Origin of the sequence: Paenibacillus sp. FSL P4-0081 (assembly GCF_000758565.1) — a bacterium.
Classification (GTDB): Bacteria; Bacillota; Bacilli; order Paenibacillales; family Paenibacillaceae; genus Paenibacillus_AQ; species Paenibacillus_AQ phytohabitans.
Window position 1 is genome coordinate 8,340,988 of record NZ_CP009280.1, and the last position, 25,477, is coordinate 8,366,464.

Annotated in this window: 21 protein-coding genes and 1 pseudogene; 2 read left to right on the forward strand and 20 right to left on the reverse strand. The window is 43.8% G+C overall.

Annotation, left to right across the window (positions count from 1 at the left end):
- Positions 1–48: 48 nt before the first annotated feature.
- The 11 genes from P40081_RS35680 to P40081_RS35735 form a co-directional block, all read right to left on the reverse strand.
- Positions 49–1,251, reverse strand: a complete 1,203-nt coding sequence (locus tag P40081_RS35680; RefSeq protein WP_042140556.1) for an AraC family transcriptional regulator — start codon at positions 1,249–1,251, stop codon at positions 49–51.
- 310 nt (positions 1,252–1,561) lie between these two features.
- Positions 1,562–7,117 carry an S-layer homology domain-containing protein gene (locus P40081_RS35685; protein ID WP_081970367.1) on the reverse strand — a complete coding sequence of 1,852 codons (5,556 nt, stop codon included), beginning with the start codon at positions 7,115–7,117 and terminating at the stop codon, positions 1,562–1,564.
- A gap of 322 nt (positions 7,118–7,439) precedes the next feature.
- On the reverse strand, positions 7,440–8,108 hold the full coding sequence (locus tag P40081_RS35695; protein WP_042140559.1) for a type 1 glutamine amidotransferase family protein: 669 nt from the start codon (positions 8,106–8,108) through the stop codon (positions 7,440–7,442).
- 39 nt (positions 8,109–8,147) lie between these two features.
- Positions 8,148–9,041 (reverse strand): DUF2785 domain-containing protein, encoded by an 894-nt coding sequence (locus P40081_RS35700; RefSeq protein WP_042140560.1) that lies wholly within the window; start codon positions 9,039–9,041, stop codon positions 8,148–8,150.
- A 94-nt stretch (positions 9,042–9,135) separates the two neighbouring features.
- Positions 9,136–10,056: a helix-turn-helix transcriptional regulator gene (locus tag P40081_RS35705; RefSeq protein ID WP_042140561.1), complete on the reverse strand. Its 921-nt coding sequence runs from the start codon at positions 10,054–10,056 to the stop codon at positions 9,136–9,138.
- A 51-nt stretch (positions 10,057–10,107) separates the two neighbouring features.
- Positions 10,108–12,699 (reverse strand): FtsX-like permease family protein, encoded by a 2,592-nt coding sequence (locus tag P40081_RS35710; RefSeq protein ID WP_042140562.1) that lies wholly within the window; start codon positions 12,697–12,699, stop codon positions 10,108–10,110.
- Positions 12,696–13,379 carry an ABC transporter ATP-binding protein gene (locus tag P40081_RS35715; RefSeq protein WP_042140563.1) on the reverse strand — a complete coding sequence of 228 codons (684 nt, stop codon included), beginning with the start codon at positions 13,377–13,379 and terminating at the stop codon, positions 12,696–12,698. Before P40081_RS35715 ends, P40081_RS35710 begins: the two co-directional genes overlap by 4 nt.
- A 23-nt stretch (positions 13,380–13,402) precedes the next feature.
- A complete protein-coding gene (locus P40081_RS35720; RefSeq protein ID WP_042140564.1) occupies positions 13,403–14,341 on the reverse strand; it encodes a VanZ family protein in 939 nt (312 codons plus the stop codon).
- A 101-nt stretch (positions 14,342–14,442) separates the two neighbouring features.
- Positions 14,443–15,444: a sensor histidine kinase gene (locus P40081_RS35725; protein WP_042140565.1), complete on the reverse strand. Its 1,002-nt coding sequence runs from the start codon at positions 15,442–15,444 to the stop codon at positions 14,443–14,445.
- Positions 15,445–16,128 carry a response regulator transcription factor gene (locus tag P40081_RS35730; protein ID WP_042141824.1) on the reverse strand — a complete coding sequence of 228 codons (684 nt, stop codon included), beginning with the start codon at positions 16,126–16,128 and terminating at the stop codon, positions 15,445–15,447. It abuts the gene before it with no gap.
- Between the two features lie 276 nt (positions 16,129–16,404).
- Entirely contained in the window at positions 16,405–17,394 is a 990-nt protein-coding gene (locus tag P40081_RS35735; RefSeq protein ID WP_042140566.1) for a zinc-binding dehydrogenase, read from the reverse strand.
- 128 nt (positions 17,395–17,522) lie between these two features.
- Between P40081_RS35735 and P40081_RS35740 the strand changes: the two genes are divergently transcribed.
- The gene (locus P40081_RS35740; RefSeq protein WP_042141825.1) at positions 17,523–18,377 is read left to right on the forward strand and encodes a LysR family transcriptional regulator; all 855 of its coding nucleotides are present in this window, start codon (positions 17,523–17,525) and stop codon (positions 18,375–18,377) included.
- Positions 18,378–18,470: 93 nt separating this feature from the next.
- Here the strand turns inward: P40081_RS35740 and P40081_RS35745 are convergent, their stop codons facing one another.
- Positions 18,471–19,415 carry an MBL fold metallo-hydrolase gene (locus P40081_RS35745; RefSeq protein WP_042140567.1) on the reverse strand — a complete coding sequence of 315 codons (945 nt, stop codon included), beginning with the start codon at positions 19,413–19,415 and terminating at the stop codon, positions 18,471–18,473.
- Between the two features lie 138 nt (positions 19,416–19,553).
- Between P40081_RS35745 and P40081_RS35750 the strand changes: the two genes are divergently transcribed.
- Positions 19,554–19,967 carry a MerR family transcriptional regulator gene (locus P40081_RS35750; protein WP_042140568.1) on the forward strand — a complete coding sequence of 138 codons (414 nt, stop codon included), beginning with the start codon at positions 19,554–19,556 and terminating at the stop codon, positions 19,965–19,967.
- 99 nt (positions 19,968–20,066) lie between these two features.
- On the opposite strand, the gene P40081_RS35755 is transcribed toward P40081_RS35750, so the two are convergent.
- The 8 genes and pseudogenes from P40081_RS35755 to P40081_RS35780 form a co-directional block, all read right to left on the reverse strand.
- Positions 20,067–20,471: a VOC family protein gene (locus tag P40081_RS35755; RefSeq protein ID WP_042140569.1), complete on the reverse strand. Its 405-nt coding sequence runs from the start codon at positions 20,469–20,471 to the stop codon at positions 20,067–20,069.
- Between the two features lie 73 nt (positions 20,472–20,544).
- Positions 20,545–20,640: a WCX domain-containing protein gene (locus tag P40081_RS40215; RefSeq protein ID WP_442950240.1), complete on the reverse strand. Its 96-nt coding sequence runs from the start codon at positions 20,638–20,640 to the stop codon at positions 20,545–20,547.
- A 14-nt stretch (positions 20,641–20,654) separates the two neighbouring features.
- Positions 20,655–20,817, reverse strand: a pseudogene (locus P40081_RS38100) (helix-turn-helix transcriptional regulator); the annotation flags it as partial.
- Positions 20,818–20,901: 84 nt separating this feature from the next.
- On the reverse strand, positions 20,902–21,819 hold the full coding sequence (locus tag P40081_RS35760; RefSeq protein ID WP_042140570.1) for an NAD(P)-dependent alcohol dehydrogenase: 918 nt from the start codon (positions 21,817–21,819) through the stop codon (positions 20,902–20,904).
- A 23-nt stretch (positions 21,820–21,842) separates the two neighbouring features.
- Positions 21,843–22,070 carry a helix-turn-helix transcriptional regulator gene (locus P40081_RS35765; protein ID WP_042140571.1) on the reverse strand — a complete coding sequence of 76 codons (228 nt, stop codon included), beginning with the start codon at positions 22,068–22,070 and terminating at the stop codon, positions 21,843–21,845.
- 1 nt (position 22,071) lies between these two features.
- A complete protein-coding gene (locus P40081_RS35770) occupies positions 22,072–22,518 on the reverse strand; it encodes a hypothetical protein (protein ID WP_042140572.1) in 447 nt (148 codons plus the stop codon).
- Positions 22,519–22,732: 214 nt separating this feature from the next.
- On the reverse strand, positions 22,733–24,976 hold the full coding sequence (locus P40081_RS35775; protein WP_042140573.1) for a U32 family peptidase: 2,244 nt from the start codon (positions 24,974–24,976) through the stop codon (positions 22,733–22,735).
- 162 nt (positions 24,977–25,138) lie between these two features.
- Positions 25,139–25,474, reverse strand: coding sequence for a helix-turn-helix domain-containing protein (locus P40081_RS35780; protein WP_042140574.1), 336 nt, complete (start codon positions 25,472–25,474; stop codon positions 25,139–25,141).
- Between the last annotated feature and the right edge of the window lie 3 nt (positions 25,475–25,477).

Here is a 25,477-nt window from a genome sequence, read left to right on the forward strand (position 1 = left end):
TTATCACTACAGATTTTACCCTAGTCCTTTTGCCGCCTCCATAGACCCTTATTGCATCCGGGATGGATAATTATGATGCCGGTGCCTCCTCATTAACTTCTCTGCAGCTTCATGCATTTGCATCGTGATCGAGACCGGATCATTGCTGAGCCATTTGCCCACATCCAGATGATGTATGTTCCCCCTGCGAACTGCGGGAAAATTACGCCAAGCTTCTGTCTGAGTAATCCCCTGCCACTGTTTATTCGCTCCGTCATCTGGCTGAACAACAACAAAGAGATGCTCCGCCTCAAAGAACGGCAATTCCTCGATCGTGATGACACTAGAATGAAAATGAACGTTGCATATGCATTGCATTGATATTTTTTCCGGTGGTGTTAATTGCAAAGAATGATATAGAGGATAACCCATATTAAGCATACCGTATACTTGCAGAAGCTGCTCTCTCACACGCAAAATCGCAACCCGCTCACCGCCCATGAATCCAAATAAGTGTGATCGCAGCTCCGTACATTGCGTTTCATAACTCCCCACCCAAGCGAGAGCCTCCAGCTCCCGGTCAAGACCTTCAGCTACTGCAAACAATTGCTTATAAATGGGGTCTTCGAGAACATCAATCTTAATCACAGGAGCTACCTTAACCAACTGCTGCTCCAATAGGGGATTCGAGGTCACGATTGCATAAGGGGATAAGGCTAGAAGCTGGTTGATATCCAATTTCGGGGTTATATCAGGGCTAATGTTCAGGATCTGACTGGATTCAGGCACACGCAGATACCCATTTGTATGTTCCAGATTAACAGCAACCGGATCAACACCGAGTGCTTGGCAATGACCTAACCCTTCCAGTGCGATTACTCTGGGCCAAGCCTGCTTCTTAAAATGAGTGGGTGCGGCACCATACAATTGTTTGAAGCGGCGGCTAAAGTGATACGGATCCGAGTAACCCACCCTTCGGGCAATCTCGGCAATTGAATACTGCGAATGCTTTATAAGCTCCATGGCTTTCTCCATTCGTAATCCTGTTAAATAGCTAATGGGGCTTACTCCTTTGTATTTGCTAAACATTCTGGAATAGTGCTCTGGATTAAGCCCGGCAATGACCGCAAGCTGTTCACGTGAAATGGCCTCTTCAAAATGTTCTTCCATATGAACCACTGTTCTATTTATTTTATTCCTGGAATCCTGCACATGATGCGGATGAATACGTGGTTGCCCATGGGGCTTATCTGTAGATTCTTGTCCCGGCATGTTGGACCCCTCTCATATTAACTGAGAATTATTATCACCAATAAATTATAGCATATTTGCTTGCAAGCATTATTACGGCCGATGGTATCGGTGAAAACCTGGGCTGGGTATGTGACGAGAAAAACGCCGAGATGATGACAAAGAGCCTGTGGAATGACGCTCATAAAGGGATCAGAAATGAGATTGACTTCATCAATAAGACGGCAAATTAAGTGATCTATGTGATAGAACAGTCAGCAAAAAAGGTTCATCGCAGCAGTCAGCCGCGATGAACCTTTTCATAAGAACCAACTAAATGATAACAACTACATTAGAACTTTATAAAACCCGTAAGGCCTGGGAATTGACTTCCCGGAAATCCCGGAAAACCTGGAAATCCCGGATTTTCACCCTCTCCACCTTCTCCGCTTCCTTCGTCAGGCAAGATAAGCTCATAAGTCACATTTTGTGCCGGTACTAAGTTCATAGCATACTCATCAATTTCCGGTGCCCCGTTTAACGCCTTCCATCCAATTCCAGTCACTCCTAATCCCCAGACAGATTTACTTGGAATCGTGAATTGTACGCCGAAACGATAGGTTTCCTCATTGATTAGCTTTTCTTCTTGTGTAAATGGATCAATGTAGATAAATTTCACTTTATATACATTTCTATCATAATATAGATGGAGCGTCGTACTGCCATCTTCATCAACCACTCCACTGCTTATGGTTGCATAATCGGTACCTGTTCCTTCTAGAGCATAGAACCCAGAGTAGGTTTTATGGGTTGCAGTTACCGTGTCCCCTACTATTCCTTCTAGCTCTTCTGTATCCACTAATTCAAATGGAGCATCAATACCCGTACCTCTTTGATAATGCTCCACCGTATACTTTTGACGTTCTGCAGCCTCCGTCCACTGTGCAGTGTAGGTCAGATTTTCCGCTGGCATTTCACGATTCTCTGACGGAATTGCTGGTGACCAGCCTGTAAATGTATAACCTTCACGCGTTGGGTCAGATGGTATTTGATAAGGCATTCCTGCACTTAAATAGCTTTTTCCAGAAACACCATCAGCAAAAGTTCCTTCATTCGAATCAAACGTTAGCTCATATTTACGCTGTAGGTATTGCCTCACTACAAGCTCATTTTTAGGACGTTCCGGATCTACTACAATTGTATAATCTGTTGGAAGACCCCAATCATCTGCTAACTCGTACTCATTGGGACTGTTATAATAGCCTGCCGCTTGGGTACGTGCATTGAACACTTTGTATGCAGTTGCCAGATAAATTTCACTGCCCACTTTCGAGAATTCTCCTTCGTAGCTGTCTCTTGAATAATATTCTACAAGTACCCTCATATCCTTCTTCAAATCGAAATAGGCCGTGTAGGTTTTCGGTGTAGCCGGAACAATATTATCCATTGATTCCCATCCAAGGAAAGTAAGACCTTTAATATTCGTCACATAGCTCGGAACATCCAAACTGGCCCCATACTTCATATATTCAATATATTGCGTTGCGGCAATTGGTACATCATCTGTTGCCTTCGAATAGTCAAGCTGGAAGGTTAGCTCGATCATTTCGCGTTTATATGAGTACTTGATTACAGTTGATCCGTCTGCCTTAATAACCACTTGAGTCTTTTGAGGCGTAATGAATCCTGGGATGTCTTTCGGACCTACTGAAGGTACAGCATTCGTTTTTCCTCTTAATTTTTCTGTATCAACTAATGTGTAGCCATCATCATATGAATTTTCAGTATAGGTTTCTACCAGATACGGCGTATCCGTAGCAGGTTGAAATGCAGCATAGAAATTAAGATCTTTGGCATCCATTACAGTTGGAAGCGGAACCTTCCAACCTATCGTTCCCAGGCTCTCATTATACCAGCCTATGAATGTATACCCTAGCTTGGTAGGATCCGGGATCTGAGGAATCGCCGACAAATATTTACCACTAATTTGCCGCATAATTCTCATATCAGAAATTGGTAATTTTTCATCAAGTTCCTTTAATGTCATCGTATAGCTGTCTTTAAGATTATCATATGAGACTGTATAGGTACGAGTCAGAGGATCAGAACCTAATGATGCGCTTGGCCCGTCATAAGTGATATATAATTCTGTATCATATCCGGTTTCATCATCACGATCAGGTGTGATAGTACGGTTGCGGGGATCATACCTGAAGTTGTCCCTGTTCGAGAAACTGATTCTAAAGTAAGAAACATCTTGTGGAGAAGAAGTCAGTTCACCATCGTGTAAATCCATCTTATCCATCATAAAGTATTCAAGTGGTAATTGATAAGACGTCTTCCCAAACTCACCATGCATCTCTATCGGCTCAACATCATCCTGTTCGTAAGAGAAATCCAGGATCGCGCTACGTGTACCCATTTCAAATAGAGGCTTCTCATAGGTCGTCGAGTAAGGTACGACTGAGAAGGTTCCCTTAAACGCCTGCGCAATAATTTTTATTTCTAAATACAGCCCGATCTCTGCATGATAAGCCCCTTTCATACTAGAAATCGCAGGTTTCCCTTCAGTCCTCTCATAATGATAATAGAAGAAGCCCCATAATTTTATATACCCTCCTAGCTCTGCTTGCACTCCTATACTATTAAGCTCCGTGGATAAGGCACCGACCTCTACCGTAAGACGAATCCCGGCTCTTAACCCTAATTCACCCATCGCATAGAAGGTAAAGTTATACTTTTCAGGTACAAGCGTAGTTTGAGAGTTACTAACCTCAGCTGCAATGATGCGCATATTGAAACCATAGCGTTGACCATTTTCATACGTATATATAATTCCAACCGAGATATTAACCTTTGCACTAACTACGAACTCTGCCTTAAATACAATCTCAAAAATACCATTAACGACTCGCACTTGGGTCCTAAATATTTCTTGTGTAACGATATCAACCCAATCAATATCTTCATTGTCCAGGAAATCTGCATATAGATCCGGTAAGCTGTCTGAGATCTCATCAATTTCCGTATCTGTGTACTTTTCAGACTCTTCCATAACCTTCTTAATTTGTCTTGCGACGTTAATAACATCATCACTCTTCCAATCAATATCTTCCTCTTTCTCGAATAGACCGAGATTGGCATCGAATCTTACGGCCGTATACGTATATACATCAAGATTGGCATATACTGAATAATCGACGGGTATTGAGAAAAACCAGAATTCTTCCCAGTAAATATTCCCACCGGCGCTAAGGTTAACTGAAAATTCTTGCTCAAATGTCCCTGTTAATTTAATTTTAATTTCGTGATTTGCACTAACCTCGATGGTTACCTCTGCTTCAATTTGTAAAGCGGCGCGGATACCTGTTTTTCCTTCGAAGTGGTTTAGGTTCGGTGAAATATCTACCTTTACTTGTTCAACAGATACTTCCACCTTTGAGCCGGCTATCTTCATCAAGCTAGTACCTGCAGCTGCATTTTCACTGAGATACTGAATATCGCTGTCACTGAACTGGTTATCTACATTAAGCTCCTTAAAGCTGTCTGTTTGCAGTGCCATTGACGCAAGATAGCCTGAAGCGCGCTGTGCAAATCCGCTATCCATTGCTTCACTAGTCATCTCTGCTTCCAGTTGGGCAATGCTATCATCACTAAGCAGCTTTTCATTCTCTACTTTTTGATCTTTTTTATAATAATCGAATGAGCTGCGCATTGCTTCTTCACTAATAGCCTCATAAGTAATCGTATACGTATTATTAGCATGATTAACTGCTCTGATCTGTGCATAGTTGAGAAGCTGAGAGGCCTCACTCAATTCCCCTGTATAGAATGCGATGAAATCTCCTGGCTCGACGGTAAGATCTTCTTTGAAATTAAAGCCCGCATACTTGGCATCCGAGAAATCCATCGTTGATTCAGATACCGTGATCGAATTATTGTTCGGATCACCATCCGTATCCTCAGCAGCATTTACGGGTAAAACATCTGGTACAAAAATAATATCCGCTACATCTGGCGCGCCGTAATGATACTCATTGCCATTTTTGATTGAAAAAATTTGGACGTAAGAAATGTTTCCTTCATCCTCTAACGGCGCGCTTCCATTATGCTCACTTGGATTAGCACCGTCATAAATGGCAACGGTATCTCCTACTTCGATCCCGCCACCCTCATGAATGAAGTAGCCATCCTGAAAGTCGTTTACGGTTGTTTCCGTAGTTCCCTTATTGATCTCATACGTATATAACGGGTTCGCAATGAACTTAGCCTGCTGACCATCTTGACTCATCAAAGACACTTCAGCTGCACTTATAAATTTCAGGTCCGGATTGAATTTAAGATTGTTGACTTCAGCCTTAGCTGTCGTAAAATCAACTTCCCTTGTGGATGAATCATATTCCGTATCGCCTTCTTTGAATACTAAAGCATCTTCAGTCAATACGAGCTTGAATGTACCTCCCTCAGGAAATTGCTTACTCTTGTTATTGGCAGTAATAATGTATTCATTATCCACCTTAGTTATGGAAATACCTGAATACTTCACAAAATCAAGATGCGTAGATGCACTAAACCTAATCGCATTCTTAATCATAGATTCTGTTAATTCTCCAGAGCTATCAACGACTTTAATTGAAAATGTGCTTGGTTGATCCAGCTTACTAATCACAGGTATACTTTGAACTTCGAGTGCTTGATCCGATAATCTTTCGAATTTGGCATATAGTGTCATGTCGCTGGTTACAATTGCATCTGAAGAAACCTCCGTAGTAAACTCACTATCCGTATACCAGCCTAGGAACGTGTAATTTTCTTTTTGCGTAGTTGGTAATTCGCCTAGTGAATGACCTGCAACAACGTACCTATTCGCTATAGCGGTTCCGCCATTTGTATTAAATGTAATGGTGAAGGTTCCGCTAGTTGATGTTGGAGATGGAGTTGGTGTTGGTGTAGATACCGGTGTGGATGTTGATGTAGATGCAGATGTTGATGTTAATGTCGGTGTTAATGTCGGTGTTGATGTCGGTGTTGGTGTCGATGTGGATGTTGGGATCGCTGTGGATGCCGGTGAAGTGTTTTTCTTAATCACCTCATTACTGCGCATGACAAACGAAGCCGCTTCAGCACGAGTTGCATTGGAGTCTGGATTGAAATTACCGCTTCGGTCTCCATTGATTAGACCAGCTCTCCATAATGCTAATACAGCATCCTTTGCCCAGCTTGAAACATTACCAATATCGCTTGGCTCTGTATTAATAGGATTTCCTGTTTGATAGTCGATGTTAAATTCCTCGAAATATCTAACCATAATAGTAGCCATTTGCTCTTTAGTCACCGTATTGTTTGGTGCAAACTTACGATTGCCTACCCCTGTTACAATACCGTTCTTATTTGCCCATTCTACGTACGGTGCATAATAAGAACCCGCGGACACATCCGTGAATGAAGAGGCTGAGGTGTATTGGGAAGAATCAATTCCTGCTGCACGTCCAAGAACAGTAACGAACATTGCACGTGTCATTGTGCCTTGTGGTGAGAAAGTGTGCTCCCCTGTACCTTGGAACAGGCCATTCTGATACACATAATTTGCTGCTTCGAAGAACCAATTGCCTTGCTTCACATCATTGAAAGAACTTGCTGTATTCCCATTCGTCAAATTCGGTGCGTCGGCAACCGGATTGATATTTTGCGCGATATTACTCCAGCCACTTGATAGCTCATTGGATGGAGGTAATTCCAACGATTCTGTTCTAGTCTCACTAGGATTGCTGGAATCACTAAAACTACTTGACCCGCTGAAACCATTCAGATCACTAGAGCTGCTCGTTTGCGCCGATGTCAAGCCTGGCGATACTAGGGAGACCAACAATAACACTGCAAACATTAAACTAATAATCCGTTTGTACAAAGACTATTCCCCCTAATAAATGAATTACATGAAAAAAAACGACTGACACCCTATGCAATGTCCAGCCTCTTGTGCATCCAATTGTTATATTCATTTATGTTAGCATAGCAATTTAACCCTCATCTGAAACTTAAAGAAAACTTTAACTTTAGCTTAAATAATGGAAGTAGAAATAGAGCGGAAATGATGTTCATCTAAAAAAAATAGCGGCAGAAGAGAGTTTATCTCTTCGCCGCTTACCGGGATACTCTGGATACAGGTCCATATTGAGAGGTGACTAATTATTATTTGAGCATTTCATTTCGGTAGCCCCTCTCCCTAATTAGAGCGTCTCAATCAATTTCTGAATCTTTGAGCGGGAAATTAAATATAAAGGACCCATTGTCTCGATTTTGCCGTCCTTTACACGTATAGCGCTCTCCTGTTCTGCCGCATAAACATCAATCTCTTCAGACAAGGGGAACAGGTAGCCTTGAACAAACGTGGCGTAGCCACGCTTAGAATGGGATTCATAGGCAAAATGATCAAAGCCAATCCCCTCATAAATCGTACTCGTTTCAACTTCATGACCAGTGTCATTCAAGCTTAACCATTGAGCAGACATGTTTAGCGCACCAGCGCTGGCACCCAGTATAACGGCATTGCTGTTCTTAATAACATCCGATAATTCATAATCCGCCAAAAAATCCTTCTGCAAAACAGGATACCCGCCGCATAATAAAATGACAGAAGCGTTGTGAATGAACCTCTGGGCATCCTCCTTCTGCATACGGTAATCAATGAAATGATATTCATCAAAAATAATGTTAGCCTGATTCAGCCATGTCCATTCAGAAAGTTCATCAAAGTTAATTGGCTCATCTGTGTAACCAGACGGGTCAGCGCTAATCATAACAAGCGATTGTCTGTCTTGTATATCCTCCTGCAAACAATGGACCAGCTTCTCTGGAAAAAAATGATTAAACCAACTGAAATAGTAGTGAGTACTCAAACTTAATTACCTCCATATGTATCATTTCTAGCGCACTTCTTAATTAGCCTCTTTAAAGCAGTTTAATTTAGCTTCAGCCGTCAGCATGGCACCGGTAAGAATAAGATTATTTCCGTCACTCCGGACCCTTGATCTGAAATACAGGCTACGCACAAAATTTTTCCCGTTTACTCTGGCGACTCTCTGTGCGCGCGTATCCGGCCATTCCGTACATTGCGACAAGCTATGAATCCAGTCGGCAATCTCCTGCTGCGGAAGCAGCGCTTCGCTAATCATCGTGTCCACAATGCTGGCCATGCGCTCGTCTTCCTCCTCGTCAAAAATCCGGACACCGTTATGCAGCATCCCTGTAATCGCCCCCAGCACCTCGCGTTGCACTGCATTATCGCTTTCCGGACAGCGGATCAGCTCCTCCAGGGCATCCGCCCCGTGGGCCGCGGAATGAGCCCAGCCTTCAACTGCCAGATAACCGCGCAGGTCCTTCTCCTCCTGGTAGTAGCGAAGCAGCGAATGCTTTAGATGCCGGAACTCATCCGGAGTCAAGAATGAATTATTCCTGTGCCGCTGTACAATAAGAACGACAGGCAGAACCGCAAACGCCCTGGTGAGTACGCTATGGTCACCCTCGCTTCCAATCCGATAGAACAAATGCCGGTCATCCATCAGGACAGCCAAAAGATGCCGCATTTCCGCACAGGAGAACTTATTATCGCGCTTTAGCCATATGTGAAAAGTGGAATAGATATGCTCGCGGAGCTCTGACTCCGGATCGCCAATATGCCGCAGCATCAGACAGGTAAAGTCTTGTAACCTTTCTCCCTCACGCAGGATATAGCGTTCCTCCTCCAATCTTTGCAGCTTCCGTATCAGTTCTATTCGTGTGTCCTCCGTATCCCATTCATTGCAATCATTGTGCACAATGCCGGCGTTCATTTCGTCGTTTCACTCCTAGCCTAGTTATAGCGGGCGTTATGTATTTCTCCCGCCGATATCCCTACTATAGAACACAATGACTGACACCAGGGCGTCAGTCATTGTAGGATAGAAGCATATTCTGCATATATTGCTGCAGCTCCGCCCGTAATTCACGAGGCTCCAGCAGCTCGCACTCCTTGCCGAAGCTTAGAATGAATTTCAGCAGACCCTCCTCATAAGGATAAGTATCCCTCACGAGATAGAAGCCGGCTTCACCCCGGCTAATCTTCTCTTTCTCAAAATACTCGGTAAGCTGCGCACCAATTCGCGAAGTGAATCTGAGTACAACCTGTATGTCCCGCTGCGAATAGCTTTGCTTAATAACCTCGGCGATCTGGTCTTCCGGCAGCTCTCTTTTTGCAAAAGGCGGCCCCTGTCTGAGTTGCTTAATCCGCACGAGCTTGAATCTGCGGTAGTCCTCTCTGACCCGGCAAAAACCTATCACATACCAATGGCCATGGCGAAAGTCAATCCAGCTTGGCTCTACCGTTCGCTCCAGATATTCCATATCCCTGTTGATATAGTCGAACACCAGCAGTCTGTTATCCGTGATGGCTTTGCTTATGATCCCCATGTATTCTTTAATTTCCTGCTCCATGCTGAAATGGGACATATCCAGAGTCAGCTTGTGCTTCTCGGGCTCCCGCTTATAGGTATGCTCAACCTTTAGCATGATGTCATTAAAAGCTTCGTTCCTGCCAAACAAGCCGTGTAAATTCTTCATTACAGCTACAAACGTATGAGCTTCATCCCGGTTTAAAAAGAGGCCGCTTATATTATAGCTGTCCATAATATAGTATCCTCCGCCCTTGCCGCTGGAGGAGGCAATTGGTATGCCGGCTTCGCTTATTTTTTCGATATCCCGGTAGATCGTCCGCAAGGATACCTCGAAATGCTCGGCAAGCTCCTTGCCCGTTACCGTACCTTTACCGGAGATAATCAGCAGCATGGAGAGCAATCGGTCGACTCGCATGATTGTGTGTGACGTCGGGTGACGTCTCCTCCTCTGGGTGAAGTAAGTGAATCATATATTCTCTTGCTTTAATGCATCAATAATATTCTCCTTTTTTACTTTAGCTCCGGAATAAACAACCGCAGAGCTGACAATGACAAATACACACACAATGACAGACAGAATGCTCATCCAGGGCAGGGTGAACCCATAGCTGAATTTGTTCGCAAATGCTTTATAGATCAGAACCATCACGGCGAAACTGACAGGAAGCCCATACAAGAGCGACTTGACCCCATAAAAAACACTCTCATAGTTCAGCATTTTTGCAAACCCCTTTGGCGTCGCGCCTACGGATTTCAGCATCGCAAATTCCCGTTTGCGAAGAGCCAGCCCTGTTGAGATCGTATTAAAGATGTTCGCAACGGAAATCGCAGAGATTAATACGATAAAACCGTAAGAAAAGACGTTCATCAGCAGAATCTGTTGTTCTTCTCTTATTCTGGATTGATATACATTGTAGACATTCAGATTGGTCTCATTCATCGCTTCAATTTCCTGCTGCGTTTTCACCGGTTCCGTGCTTTTCAAATGGAGGTACATCGAAGCGTTAGCCAGCTCCTCGCCGTCTGCCAGCCGATTCATGACGCGTTCCGACACGATCATATTTAACCCGCCTACGCCTACCGGGCTCATCCCCATCGGTGCCTTATCCGTCAATGCGGCAAATATCACTTTATTTGCCTTCGTTTCTTCCCCGCTCTCATTAAAAAAACTCGTTAGCTCGATATGTTGACCGATATTCGCATATATGGACTTCGTCTGAATATATTTACCCGTATCTATATCTTTGTAATGAATCGTATCCATCACGATTGCGGCGGGATGATCCAGATCCGTAAGCTGTTCGTAATCTGCGCCGACCGCTCTGGCATAGGCTTGCAGGCTCGAATCATTCAGTGCATAGAGCTTAATTTCGTAAGGGTATTTCCCGTCTTGCAGCATACTCTTATCCTGCTTAACCTTCTCTTGCAACTCGTCGGCGATGCTTGCTGCATCGACCCAAGCGTTCCTGACTAACTCATGACTGACGCTGTATTCCGTGACACCATCCAGAGATACAAGCGATTGCATCAACCGGTCATCTAGTCTTTCGCCATTACTGGACGACACTTCAATATCGTAATTGATGCCTTCCAGCGACAATGCCAGAGATTGTGTCAGGCCAGTCGTGAAAAACGATATCGTCAAAAACAAAACGATGCTGATGACCAGAGAAAAAAGAATAACATGATATCTTCGTTTGTTCCTTTTTAAGTTTTTCAGCCCGATTTCTGCTTCGATTCCAAAGAGCTTACGAATGATCTTCGACGTCTTCACTGCTTTGGCCGTAAGCTTTACGTCGGTGGTTTGGCGAATCGCGTCCATGGGAGATACCCTGGATGCTTTAATCGCCGGGAGATACGCCGAAACGAAAATCGTCAGCATCGAAACAAGACAAGTAATCAAGAGCAATAACGGCGTGACGATAAGCCTCAGCTTTTCACTAGTCCATAATGCTCCTTCAATCATTGTGTTCATGAACGAAAAGGTGATTCCGATTCCGGCAAGACCGCATAAGATGCCAATGGGAATGCTGATCAAACCAATGACGATACCTTCAAAAAATACGGAATTTCGCTTCTGCCTTTTCGTCGCCCCCACGCTCGCGAGCATCCCTAAATGGCGGGAACGTTCCGAGACGGATATCGCAAAAGCGTTATAGATGAGCCCAACCGAGCCAATTATAATGGCCCCCATAATGATTGCCGATAATGAGAACATCATGCTGGATGAGGCTCCGCTGCTGGACAAGCCATAATAACGAAGCAAATCGTTATTATATTGGACAGTGTCAATTTGGTTTTTCTCAGCCAGCTTCTCTGCATGTGCGAACAAGAACGGATTGACCTGCTGCAAGACCACCGACGCATCGACCCGATCGTCCCCCCCGATGATATGATCATCGACATAGCTAATGATCGTATAACCCGGGGCTCGAGCCGGTTCCGACACCGGAGGTTTAATGAAGCCTACCACCGTATAATCCTTAATTATGCTATGCTGTAATGTCTCGGTCAATGTGCCGTCTTCCCTGCGCAGCGGTTCCGTCTGATCCAGGGGATGATCGCCCCCTTGTTCGAATCGGTCGCCGACGCGAAGCGTTAGACGGTCGCCGATTTCGTACTTCACTTTGCCATTTGTTGCAACAGACTCGGAGATCACAACCTCCTTGTCCGTGTGCGGAAGACGCCCCTTGCTTATTTCAATCTGAAATTGTGTGAACCCTTGCACATCATATTCCTTAATGAACAAGTACGGCTTATTGGAATTTTGTCCCCCTTCTAATGGGGCATATCCAAGGTCTCTTGTGATTGCAACCGTTTTGGTTGCATCATCGCCCTGTATCGCCGCAAGCTGTTCCTTGGTTATATCTTGATACTGAATATGCCACTCCCCTGTATCTGTGATCGTTTGTCTGATCATTAAATCCGCAAAGGAAAAAATTAGCGTAATGACAGCGGTCATCATGGATACCGAAATAATTACGCCAAGAATAGTCACAAGTGTTCGTCTCTTGTTCTGCTTCAGATGCCGGATGGTTAATGTATTGACAATATTCATCGCCTTATCACCTCGTCTTTGGCAATCCTCCCATCTTCAATTGAAATGATTCTGTCGGCTTGCAGGGCGATCCGTTCGTCATGAGTGATTACGAGCAGGGTCTGATGATAGGTCTTATTCAGCATTTTCAATAAATCGACGATCTCGTTGCTATTCCTGCTGTCCAGATTCCCGGTGGGTTCGTCGGCCAGCATGATCGCAGGATTGCCGATGATCGCCCTGCCAATCGAGACACGCTGCTGCTGTCCGCCGGATAGCTGATTCGGCAGATGGTTTAATCGATGCTGCAAATTCAACGTATTCACAAGATCAGCCAATTGCTTTTGATCTACCTTTTGTTGATCCAGCAAGAGCGGCAGCGTAATATTCTCTTCCACCGTCAGGACGGGAAGCAGATTGAAAAACTGGTAGATCAGCCCGATTTGCCTGCGTCTGAAGATGGCCAGCTGCGTTTCGTCCAAGGTATACATATCCGTATCCTGAACATACACTTTCCCGCCAGTCGGTCGATCCACACCGCCCAGCATATGAAGGAGTGTCGATTTCCCCGATCCGGAAGGTCCGATAATTGCGACGAATTCACCTTTATGGACCGAAAAGGAAACATCATCAAGCGCCTTCACCGCCGATTCGCCTGTGCCGTATATTTTGGACAAATTTTCAATTGTTAAAATCTCCATTGTCATCCCACTTCCCTAGATGCTCAATTCCAGGTATATACCATCTCTTTATATCCAACATCCCAAAGGGTTTCATTCCCCTCAATGGTTATCTTAAGCTCATTAGCCCCGGTGAGATGAAGGATCCTATTATCCGGCTCATGGAGCTGATCTTCTGCAGATACAGACAGGAGCTCATGCCCGTCAACGGTAACCTTAATGCTGCCCTGGAAATCCTTATGATCAGGAATTCCATAATTCAAGCTAAGATACAGCTCTCCCTTATTGCCTAGCGAATACGTATATGTTTCCTTCTTTTTACCTTCAATGCCATACACATTATATTGGGGTGTCACGTCTTGACCGCCAATCTTAAGACTGTCCTGTTTGGTTCCCGTTACTCGATTTCCGTTACTATCTTTCCATTCGTTTATCGCTACAAAAGGGCCCACCTCTTTGGTGAACACTTGATCAACTACTCCGAAGACCCCCCACACGCCGATCATTAAGACAGCACTGGCAATTCCCGTAGCAGCGATATTTCTCCAGTAGTTTTTTGTACGGAAGCCAATCTTGTACGCCCCGAATCCAATAGCAGCGCCCAATGAGTTCTGTATGACGTCGTTCATGTCAAAGCTGCCGAGGAATGTTAGTGCCTGGATGGTCTCCACCACAAGAATGGACAGGATAAACCCTGTCATGAAGCGAACAAAGCTGGTGCGGTATAACAACGGAAACAGTATGCCAAAAGGTATGAAGGCTGCAAAGTTTCCAATACCCACCAAGTCCATCAGTGTCGGATGTAGAAGATCGGAAAGACCCGGCACCCTAAAAAAACCGTCCGGCAAAAAAATAAAGGTGTACTGACTGATTTGATCTACCTTATCCGCTCTGCCGAAAGCAAAAAGCATAAAATAAAGAATAATCAGGGCGTAGCCTATCGTGATAATAAAAGTAATCTTGCGCTGCTGCTTCATTTGCATGGTTGTACCTCCATTGTTCATCTGATGAATATCATTTTATCTGTCCAAAATGACTTTACAGTGACGTTGGAGGTGACAGTTCAGTCACTTACGGAGTGCTGTTAAATCACATGCTTATAAAATTTGATCCGAAACTCTGTACCCCTCCCGCTGTCGCTCGTTACATCAATCACGCCGTTCTGGCTTGCAATGATGCTGTGAGCCATCGCAAGCCCTATACCGATGCTTCCTTCATTAGCATTTTTTCCTTTATAAAAACGTTTGAAAATATAAGGCAAATCCTCTTTCGGAATGCCCTCTCCGTTGTCAGCAATAACGATTTCCGTAAATAGCACGTTGTCGGAAAATGTGATGGTAATCGCACCGCCCTCAGGTGTATGCTCCACTCCATTTTTCAAAATATTGATAACCGCTTCAGCAGTCCAACGGAAATCGCCGGCAAAAGAGACGTTGTCATCCCCTGTGATGGAAACGGTCTGTCCCTTAATATCCATCGGAATCATAACCGGCTCCAGTGCCTTTTCGATTAGGGTTCCCATGTGTATTCGATCTTTTTTGAACGGGATAGTTCCCGCTTCCATTTTCGCTAGCTTTAATAAGGATGAAACAAGCCAATCGATCCGTTCAAGCTGAATGCGAATATGATGGGTGAACTCCGTTCTTTTGAGTGAAGGCAGATCAGGGGCACTTAACAGATCTGCCATGACTGTCATAGAGGTGATCGGTGTTTTGAGCTGATGTGAAATATCGGAGATGGCATCGGTCAGTTGAAGCTTATCCCGCTGCAATAGCGAACGATGCTCGGAGAGCATGCGTGTCACCTTGTAAATATCATTCTTTAAGATGCTAAGCTCACCTTCTTGATTATCGCGAGGGTCAAGGGAGGCCTGGCCGCTGCTAATTTCCCGCAAATAGACGGACAGCTTCTCTAGCTCGTAATATCTCCGTTTTGTGAATAATAAAGCTGTGCCGGTAAGCAGCACGGATACAATAATAACCAGGGCTGCGGTGACAGACGAAATGAAAGCAGCAATGACGATCGCCGATAAGCTGATCGAACCCATGACGAGTAATAATATTTGATTTTCCCGATTGCGCAGCATCTAATCACCAACCTTATAGCCTAAACCGCGTACCGTTTTGATCAGAGCCGGCTGCTCTGGATTATCCTCCAGCTTTTCCCTTAGCCTTTTGATATAGACCGTTAACGTGTTGTCATTCACGAAGTCCCCGGCCACGTCCCAGATTTGCTCCAAGAGCTGATTCCTGGTGAGGACCTGTCCAACGTGGTTGCCAAAGATCAGCAATAAGCGGTATTCCAAGGCGGTTAGCGAAATTTCGGCACCGTTTTTATATACTTTGCCTTCCAGCGTATGGATGCGCACATTGTCAATGTCAATGACCGCTCCGGCATGGGACAGCTTCTGGTATCTCCGCAAGACGGACTTGATCCGGGAGAGAAGCTCGCGAACCCGAAAAGGTTTGGTAATGTAATCATCGGCTCCCATATCGAGTCCCATCACGACATTGACCTCATCATCAATCACTGTTAAGAAAATGACCGGGATATCGCGTCGTTCCTTCACCATCTTGCATAATTCATAGCCAGTTCCGTCTGGAAGCTGTAAATCGAACAGGCACAAAGTGAACTGATCGATGTCTTCGGCGAGCACCTTTCGGGCTGAAGCGGCATCATGGCAGAGAACGGTCCAATAACCCTCTTGCTGCAGCGAATATTCCAGTCCCGACGCGATCGTCTTATCATCTTCAACTAATAATATTTTCATCTGAAGGTCATCCTTATGATTGATTTTAGAACATTTAATGAATTCCACGACTACACAATCTCTTTGAGTCATTTAATTTACCTGATGCCATATTAATGACTTTCACAACTCTGAAGGGGCAAGATAGGGACAAAAAACACCCCACAACGCTAAAGATATTCTTTGCTCAGATTTATATCGCTTTTGTCGCGGACAGTCATAACCTGAACTTTATTATGGTCAGCATAACATTTAGCCTGAACCGCTTCTTACGACCTCATTTGCCCTGTTGTCTGTTCAATCTATTCTTATTCCAATATTACCGAACTGCTCCCCCTTCTGCATTCTGTGAAATGCCTGAACTGTATCTTGTAAAGGATATACTCGATCAATGATAGGACGAAGCAAGTGGCGTTCCATAAATTGAAGCATAGCAGCAAATTCTTCACTACTTCCCATGGAGGTACCAATGATACTAATTTGGGGAAAAAATATGGACCGCATCGGGATCTCCATTCGATCTCCCGAGCTTGCCCCAAACGTGACAATACGGCCACCCGGTTTAATAATGTCAAAGTAATGTGGGAACGTCGCAGGTCCGATGCTGTCGAGGATGAGATCGACGGTGTCTCCATCCATACTTTCCCTCCAATCGCTATGACTGTCAAATGCATGGTCGGCCCCATTAATGAGTGCAGCTTGTCTTTTCGTTTCACTACGTGATGTCACACTAACACGCGCACCCACCGCTGAAGCCATCTTCATGGCATAAGTCGCAACACCACCACCAATGCCAGGAATAAGGACGTGTTCACCTTGCTGTAAGCGGCCTCTCGTGAACAGAGCTCGATAGGCCGTCAAGGCGGACAGGGGTAGCACACCCGCTTCTTCCCAGGACAGGTAAGCTGGCTTGCTGATGACATTTTGCGCAGGAATGATGATAGACTCGGCGAATGTACCATCTGAAGGACCTCCTACAATGGCTGGAACATACGGAACATTATCGGCGGATTCCCATCCGATACATGGATTAATGATGACATCGGCACCTAATGGATGGCTGAATACGCCTTCACCTACTGCTTCTATCCTGCCCGCGCCATCAGAACCAATAACCAGAGGGACATCCTGTTCTGTTCGATCTGCCATGATGAACAAGTCCCTATGGTTCAGCCCTGCAGCCTCTATCCTTACTTTTACTTCGCCAACCCCCGGCTTTTGGTCCCTAATATCTTTATATTTCAAGCCCTTCAGGCCACTTTGTCCAGCATGTACAATTGCTTTCATCTTGATTACTCCCTTAAGTCGTTATTAATGAATCTATATTGAATTGTACATAAAGGATATAATCCAGTAAAATGATCAAAACTGAAGGCGACTATCATAAAGAATTATACCAGGCAGGTGACATGGAAATGGAAAGTGGAGATTTAAAAATATTTCAAGCTGTTGCTCGCGAGGGCACCATAACGAAGGCCGCGCAAGTCTTGAACTATGTGCAGTCCAATGTGACGAACCGGATTCAGTACCTTGAGGCTGAGTTGAAGCTCCCTCTTTTTCGTCGATCCAATCGGGGGATGACGTTAACGCCGGCAGGTGAGAACTTGCTGGAGTATACGGATAAAATACTGACTCTGATGGACGAGGCTGTGAAATCCACACAATACTCGGAGCATCCTGCGGGCCTTCTCCGCTTAGGTTCCATTGAAACGACAGCAGTTATTCATCTGACTCCTCTTCTGACCAAGTATCACTTACGATATCCCGATGTCAAACTATCGCTCATCACTGGCGAAACGCATGGTCTCTTACAAAAGGTGCTTGATTACGAACTAGATGGAGCCTTTGTCTATGGACCCATTGACCAGCTTGATATAGAACATGTTGTGGCTTTCAACGAGGAGTTGGTGCTGATCTCGGAACCGGGTAAGAGTGACATGCGCGAATTGCTTACGAAGCCGATGTTGTTCTTCGACGTTGGATGTACACATCGCGCAAAAGCTGAGAAATTCCTAGGAGAAAGCGGGATGAGCTCTTATCAGATTATGGAGTTTGGAACGTTAGAAGTAATTCTAAGTGGTGTAGCCGCTGGATTCGGCGTGTCTATGCTGCCACAATCGTCAATTACCAAGGCGGAAGAGGCGGGTCAAATATCTTCCCATCGTCTTCCTGAAGGGTACCGGGACTTGCATGTATGGTTTGTACATCGCCGGAATTCCATTTTCTCCAGTGCGTTGTCAAGATTATTCCAAATGATTCAACAGCCATAGACATGCCTAACCTACTGAATAAGAAGTGGTGGTAGACCAACATCAGCAACTTCCATTACTTCGTTTTTTTCAAGATCTCTATTTCATGTTGTCTCATCTGTTGTTTTGAACAAGCATACTGTTAAAGAGCCAGCGAAAGTTCCAGCTGAAATACTGGGGCAGATGCCAATCCTCATAGCCTTTTAATACCCCTTGTTCCAGCCAGTAAGACTCTGATTTCCCGCTTTTTACAGCTCCAGAAACATAAGTGATCGTTTTCTCCAAAAATTGTATGACATCCGTGATTCGATCTGAATTAGATACATCTCCATGTCCCGGAACGACAGTATTGACCTTGAGGTCTTTTTGAATGCGTTTAAGGATGCGTATCCAAGCGTATGGATTACCGTAGGGTATGACCGGAATGGTCTTAGTCGATATTAAATCACCAGCGATCAAGGTTTGCTCTTCTGGAACGTACACAACACCATCACTTAAAGAATGACCGCCTCCGTAAGATAAAACTTCGATTGATCGCTTTGTTCCTTGAATAACGAGTTTATCGTCAAAAGTTATCGTGGGGATCACCCTGCATAGGGAAGGGATGGCATCATAAAGGGCCCGCTGTACCGAAAGATCATAGTCGATTTCAGTTAGCATGTGGGGATCTCTTTGCTTTGAACGTACATGATTTAGGCTAGTCATTAACTTTTGAATGTTTTGCTGCATGAAATCAACATTCACTTCACCCATATCTGATAGCAAATCTCTTGTCCATACAGTAGATATAAATTCGCTTTTCATAAATTCCTGATTGCCGTTGACATGATCTCCATGAAAATGTGTATTCACTACATATTTAACCGGTTTGTTTGTTAGTTGTTCAGCAGCATGACGTAACAAAGCACCAGAATGCGGCAGGTTGGTTGTATCCACTACAACGGTTAAATCCCCAAGATCAATAATTGCTGCATTCCCCAGAGAACCGCTGCCTGGAACCGAAATAGCACCCCAGATCCCTTCCGCTGCTTGTTGAATCGTGAAATATTCGTTGTTCATTGTTACACCCCTTAGTGTTTGTTCCTGTATTTCAATTCGTAAAGTTAACTTACAAGTTAGAGTCAACTAGAAGTCAAGAGAGTTTTCAGGGTATAATATTTTTCAATACCAGCATTAAAAAGGAGGGAAAGAAATCGGATGCTTACGATAAGTCAGGTGTCAGTACAAACGGGATTAACTCCTTATACGATTCGTTATTATGAAAAAATCGGGGTACTACATGAACCCAAGCGTAGTAGTGGAGGGGCACGTGTCTACAAAGAAAGCGAGGTATCCTACATTCAATGTCTAAATAAACTAAAAAAATTGGGCTTATCGCTTGAGGAGATTACGGAGTTTACTCGTGAGGGCTGTGTAATGGATAAAATTCAACAAGGGGAGAATCCCTCTAATTATAATCCTACCTTAAAAAAGCGGATTGAAATCCTTGAGAAACATCTGATGGGACTGGAATCCAGGCGGCAAGAAATTGATTACATGATTTCTCTCGCCGAAGAGAAACTTACCCTATACCAGGAACTTACGAAAGAAGACATAGTAAATACTAGATAATAGCGGCGTAATCCTGCGTGAACACTGCAGGGTGTCTGATGTAGAAAATCAGACACCCTGTGCCAGTTACTCGACATGACCCTCATGAGGATCAGTTAATCAATGCCTGCCACTAAACCGTTTAATCGCTTCCTCGGTCACCGGCTCGAAGAGGTTTACCAGGTTGCCGTCGGGATCACGGAACAGCATAGAACGGTTTCCCCATGGCATCGTGGTCGGTTCTTTTACCCAATCATGGACAATTGGCTTCAAGCGTGCGTATTCGGCTTCGACATCGTCGACGCGGAACTCGATGATGACAGTGTGATTGCTCGCTGCCACTACGGAACCAGTGCCGAATAGCTGCGCCGTTTGGGAGTGGCCGATTGCCAGGGTACATGCCGGCATAACGAGTTCGGCAAAAACAGGCGCGGGGTGCACCGCCGAAACACCCAGGACTTTTTCATAGAACTCGGCGAGACGATTAACATCGTCGGTAATGATGCGTACAGAAGCAAAATTCACAAAACACCCTCCTTCCTATACTCCTTTATGTTTACATACCTGATAATAAAACAACGCTACTGACAGCGTTATGTCAGTAGCGTTCTGAAATTTTTAGGGCTTCCTCACGAATCTTATTCCGGAATGATTTAGGCTCCAATACGATTACACCCGCTCCCCAGCCGAGCACCCATTGCAGCGAAGCTCGATAAAATCCGTCCCTATGAGTAAGGTCACGGCTTCCTCTATAGTGAAGCTGATCGGCGGCAGTAAATATCCCTCCAATAAGGAATAGGCTGGTACCTGTAGTGCCTATAATCGGTACACCTGCTTCGCTGATCGCCTGAATATCCCGATAAACGGTCTGTTTTATTCATTGCTGCCCCCTCGAAACAGTATGCTGTGCAACAGAATCTTGCCCCTACTTATGATAAGCGTAACCGCACTTTCACTAACGGCAAGTTTCACTTACAGTAATAACGACATTCCCCTTCTTATGTTTTTGTTCGACATAACGATGGGCATCCGGAATTTGTTCCAGCGAATAGCATCTATCGATAACTGGCTTAAGGGTACCGGCCTCAAGTTGCTCTTGGAGGAAGATAAGATCTTCAACGCGAGGCTTGTGTGACATATCCACACTCACATATTTCCCGTTCGTTCGCAGTGCTTTTTTGAATGTCGATTTTTTGATTTTCGATATCGTTCTCCCAACGGCATCAAAGATTAAATCATAGCTTTCTTCAAGCGCCATGAAATCCTGTTTCGTATAATCTATGACCCGGTCGGCTCCTATAGATCTTACCATCTCAAGATTAGCAGTACTGCATACCCCTGTTACATCTGCCCCGTAATATTTGGCAAGCTGCACCGCATAAGTCCCCACACTTCCAGAGGCTCCATAAATAAGAACCTTCATTCCGCTCGCGATATTCCCCTTCCTTAGAAAGTTCAACGCGGTTATCCCCCCGATGGGAACAGCGGCAGCCTCCTCATAGCTCACATTGACCGGTTTCATGACCACCAATCCATCTTCAGGCAGACATTTGTACTCGGCATATGCACCGAAGCCAAAACCACAAGACGCAAATATTGGATCACCGTTCTTAAATCGTGTTACATCTTTGCCTGCGGCTTCAACTTCCCCAGCTAACTCAAACCCCAATATCGTTATTTTTTTAGGCCTTAAGAGACCATTGTACAATCTTGCAAGGAATGGGTCGGCCTTTCGCATACGCCAGTCCCCCGCTGTTACCGTTGCCGCATATATTCTGACAAGGACTTCATTATCCTTCGGTGTAGGTTTCTCTAGCTCCTTCAGATGAAGCACATCAGGCGTTCCGTATTTGGCATATACCATTGCTCTCATCCTTTACCCCCTATCTATTTCCCTCATGGCTCCTGTGAGTTTTCCCCGTAAAAGAATACCTCTTCAAGCGGCAGGTTAAAGGCGTGAGCAATACGAAAGGCCAACTCCAGTGAAGGAGAGTAATTTCCTTTTTCAAGAGCTACGATCGTTTGTCTGGTTACACCTACCTTGTCGGCCAGCTGCTGCTGGGTCATTTCATTAAGATTGAATCGTAATTTTCTGATGTAATTGCCAACAGGAACTTTACCCATCTTAGACTCCTCTCCTGTAGTAATACAGTCTCGATATTGAACCGGTTACGTCTGAAAGAAATCCAGCGACGATTAGGACGATGAACATCACCCTCAAAGGCTGGTCTGTAACCAATGAGCCCATAGCCAGAAGGAAGCCACTGACAAACATAGCAAATGAATTTCGAAAGGCCAACAAGTCGATGCGCTTATCCAGTTCGTCCGCGAATGTAGGTTCCTTTTCACCCGTAGTCATACGGAAGATGATGTTAAAAACAATGCTGATCACGATATGTGCCGCGATGGAAACCAAGGTCAATACAAGAATGAAGGATCCCCAGTAATGGAAGGTTACTTTTGAATCCAACACCTCATTGGGATACTGTGGGTATCTGTACAGCAAATACACTGTAAAAATGAGTATGGTGCTGATTAGCGATACGATGCTCTTCTTTTCTTGATAAGTCATGTATGACACCGCCTTTAGTAAAGTGTACTAAACACAATGTATACCAAACTATACATCAAGTCAACTCTGTTATACAAAATTAAATTAAACCAACCTTCTCCACACCTATATAGAACGAAATTGAAGGCCTCACTATTCCTTCATACCTTAACCCATTCGCTATTCACTCTGCACTCGTCCCGCCATCATATAGCCAGAACCATCCCTTGGCTACCTACACAATCTCTTTATTAAAATGTCCTCTTGTGTCTGTTTCCTGATTAAAGACAGCATTATTCATTGAGCCATTTAATTTGCCTGACGCCATATTAATGACTTTCACAACCTGCTCTTTGGATTCAACTGTGAAGTTTAATCTGAGCGCCTCGATTCCTTTGATGTTTGGTAGCTCATCCAACAGATTAAGCGTCTTCCCATTAAGGAGAGTCGTTGTACAATCATTATGGGAAATGATAGGGAACGTTCCGTGCTCATCTTTTAACTCATAGCTCTTCGTTTTGCAAATTCTGCATTGATTCATTTTTTTCATCGGACAATATTTCGTAAACATCAAAGGAGCCCTGCCATATACAATCATTTCCAGTGCAGGATAGCCGTCATTTTCTTTAACATAGGCATTCATTAAATCTTCAATTTGGCTCTTATTCAATTCATAAGATAAAGTGACTCGTTTTGCACCTAATTTATATAATTCATAGCAGCTAGTCGCATTAATAACATTTAGAGAATAGTCCGTAACAAACGGGTTTGTTTCTCTATAGTGATTAATCCCCCCATATCCTCCAATTAGTAGCTGTCCTTCTTGTTCCTTATAATCATTCTGATTTCTTCTAACCACATTTTCGTAATAGATTTCCTTAATTCCACAGCTCACGCAAGCATCGTACTGCTCCTTAGTCGTTACAGAGGCCGTAAGGTATGGTTTTCCAGGGGCAAAGCTTATTTTTTCTTTTGCCTCCAAAGCCTTGGTTCTTTTCTGCTGGCTGTTAAGCTTTAAGTCATACAAGCCCAGTACAATATCTCTTCTTGCTGCATTTAACAGTTTAGCTGGAATAAATGCATTGCATTCCTCATAATCGACATGATGAAGTTCGAATATCGTATCATTTAATCTTGAGAATTGCTTGGTTACCTGGTCTTTTGTTGTTGGATTATTAATGGCTTCGCCCAGTATTTCCTCGCTTTCATAGGAATAATTAAAGCCTAAGCCTTCCGCATCTATGACAAGCTTTGAATCTGGACATGCATATACTCTAATATTGAGGTTAAACCGCTTAAATTCTTTTTCCAGTGATGCTTCTAATTCTTTGTTATAGAAATAATCCTTCGTTTTATATACTAAATCTCCCTTAGACATCTTTTCTTTGATTCTGATATAGCAGACATCCTCTGCTTTGTTGATTAATTCGCCCTCTTTATCGTACAGTTTGGCAACCGTTAGATTAATATCTTCATTGTTGTGACTGATTCGAATGGTATCGTTCTGATTTAAAGGACGTGTAAGTGTTATTTCATACATGTCTTTAACAATCCCGCTGATTGTTCCAATTTCATAACCAAAGTTATTAGGTTTTAAGATGTTTGTAATATTTCTCCTGTCTTCGTGAAACAAATACCCTTTAGTAAATGTTCTATTGAATGTTTTTTTCAGATTTTCTTTGTCTTCTTCGGTTATTTTATGATCTAAGGCCTTGCGATATTTGGATACAACATTAGCAACATACGTAGGCGCCTTCATTCGGCCTTCTATTTTTAAAGAATCGATTTCTTTTAAATCATGGATATAATCGATGGTGTTCAAGTCCTTAGTAGATAGAATATAGCTTTTCCCTAAAGATGTATCTGTTGTCTTATCGATTAGTTCATACTCCTTACGGCATGAACCCACACATCTTCCGCGATTTGCGCACCGATTGCCGAGCAATCCTGACATTAGACAATTCCCCGAATAAGATACACATAAAGCACCGTGAACGAAAATTTCTAAAGGGATTTCAGCTATTCTTTTGATCTCTTTTACTTTTTCAACCTTGACCTCACGGGACAGAACAACTCTTTTCGCACCAAGTTCTTTAAATAATAAAGTTCCGTCTAGATCGTCGATTCCCATTTGAGTTGAACAATGTGCTTCCATATCAACAAAGTTTTTAACGATATAATCGAAAGCAGTCAGGTCCTGGACGATAATGCCATCAACACCGATTTCATTTAATTCGTGTATCTGCTCTTTCATCTCTTCCACTTCGTTTTCAAAAACGATGGTATTCATGGCAACATAGATTTTAACGTTCCTCAGGTGCGCATACGTAACAGCCTCTTTTAACGATTCTAGATCAAAATTAGATGAGTATGCGCGTGCACCAAATTTTTGCATTCCTAAGTATATGGCATCACAACCATTAGATATTGCAGCTTTTAAAGCCTCCATATTGCCTGCTGGAGCTAGTAATTCAGTCATAAATTATCCTTACCTCCTACTTCTTTAACCGCTGAAACTCAGCACCATTAATCATAAAATAAGAACTACTCTTAAGCTACGGCAAAAAGCACAAACCAATGGCTTGCGCTTTGTTTTTAATCAACCTCATTCCCTCTGATAAGCTTGCTTCATAATTATTTTTTATAATAATTCCTTGAGTACATTTTTAGCCACACGTACCTTCTCATCATTAGCGTCACGAAGCATACCTACAATATCCTGAATATCGCTCTCAGCTGAGGTAACCATAAACTCTTCATTCTGATACGCAAACAGCTGAACTAAATTAACTTCAAGCGATTCCGCTATCTTATGTAAATTCAATAAAGAAACGTTCTTCTCACCACGCTCAATCTGCCCTATATATGAAAAATGAAATCCGCCTTTCTCCCCCAGCGCCTCCTGAGACAAGCCCCGCTCTTTCCGAAGAGCACGAATCCGGGTTCCGACGAGCTTCAGTATTTCCTTATCCATCACGGT

Excerpts from the sequence above, each read along its gene's own strand:
- P40081_RS35680 (WP_042140556.1), bottom strand. The coding sequence starts at position 1,251 with ATGCCGGGACAAGAATCTACAGATAAGCCCCATGGGCAACCACGTATT.
- P40081_RS35700 (WP_042140560.1), bottom strand. The coding sequence starts at position 9,041 with ATGAACGCCGGCATTGTGCACAATGATTGCAATGAATGGGATACGGAG.
- P40081_RS35705 (WP_042140561.1), bottom strand. The coding sequence starts at position 10,056 with ATGCGAGTCGACCGATTGCTCTCCATGCTGCTGATTATCTCCGGTAAA.
- P40081_RS35710 (WP_042140562.1), bottom strand. The coding sequence starts at position 12,699 with ATGAATATTGTCAATACATTAACCATCCGGCATCTGAAGCAGAACAAG.
- P40081_RS35715 (WP_042140563.1), bottom strand. The coding sequence starts at position 13,379 with ATGGAGATTTTAACAATTGAAAATTTGTCCAAAATATACGGCACAGGC.
- P40081_RS35720 (WP_042140564.1), bottom strand. The coding sequence starts at position 14,341 with ATGCAAATGAAGCAGCAGCGCAAGATTACTTTTATTATCACGATAGGC.
- P40081_RS35725 (WP_042140565.1), bottom strand. The coding sequence starts at position 15,444 with ATGCTGCGCAATCGGGAAAATCAAATATTATTACTCGTCATGGGTTCG.
- P40081_RS35730 (WP_042141824.1), bottom strand. The coding sequence starts at position 16,128 with ATGAAAATATTATTAGTTGAAGATGATAAGACGATCGCGTCGGGACTG.
- P40081_RS35735 (WP_042140566.1), bottom strand. The coding sequence starts at position 17,394 with ATGAAAGCAATTGTACATGCTGGACAAAGTGGCCTGAAGGGCTTGAAA.
- P40081_RS35740 (WP_042141825.1), top strand. The coding sequence starts at position 17,523 with ATGGAAAGTGGAGATTTAAAAATATTTCAAGCTGTTGCTCGCGAGGGC.
- P40081_RS35745 (WP_042140567.1), bottom strand. The coding sequence starts at position 19,415 with ATGAACAACGAATATTTCACGATTCAACAAGCAGCGGAAGGGATCTGG.
- P40081_RS35750 (WP_042140568.1), top strand. The coding sequence starts at position 19,554 with ATGCTTACGATAAGTCAGGTGTCAGTACAAACGGGATTAACTCCTTAT.
- P40081_RS35760 (WP_042140570.1), bottom strand. The coding sequence starts at position 21,819 with ATGAGAGCAATGGTATATGCCAAATACGGAACGCCTGATGTGCTTCAT.
- P40081_RS35765 (WP_042140571.1), bottom strand. The coding sequence starts at position 22,070 with ATGGGTAAAGTTCCTGTTGGCAATTACATCAGAAAATTACGATTCAAT.
- P40081_RS35770 (WP_042140572.1), bottom strand. The coding sequence starts at position 22,518 with ATGACTTATCAAGAAAAGAAGAGCATCGTATCGCTAATCAGCACCATA.
- P40081_RS35775 (WP_042140573.1), bottom strand. The coding sequence starts at position 24,976 with ATGACTGAATTACTAGCTCCAGCAGGCAATATGGAGGCTTTAAAAGCT.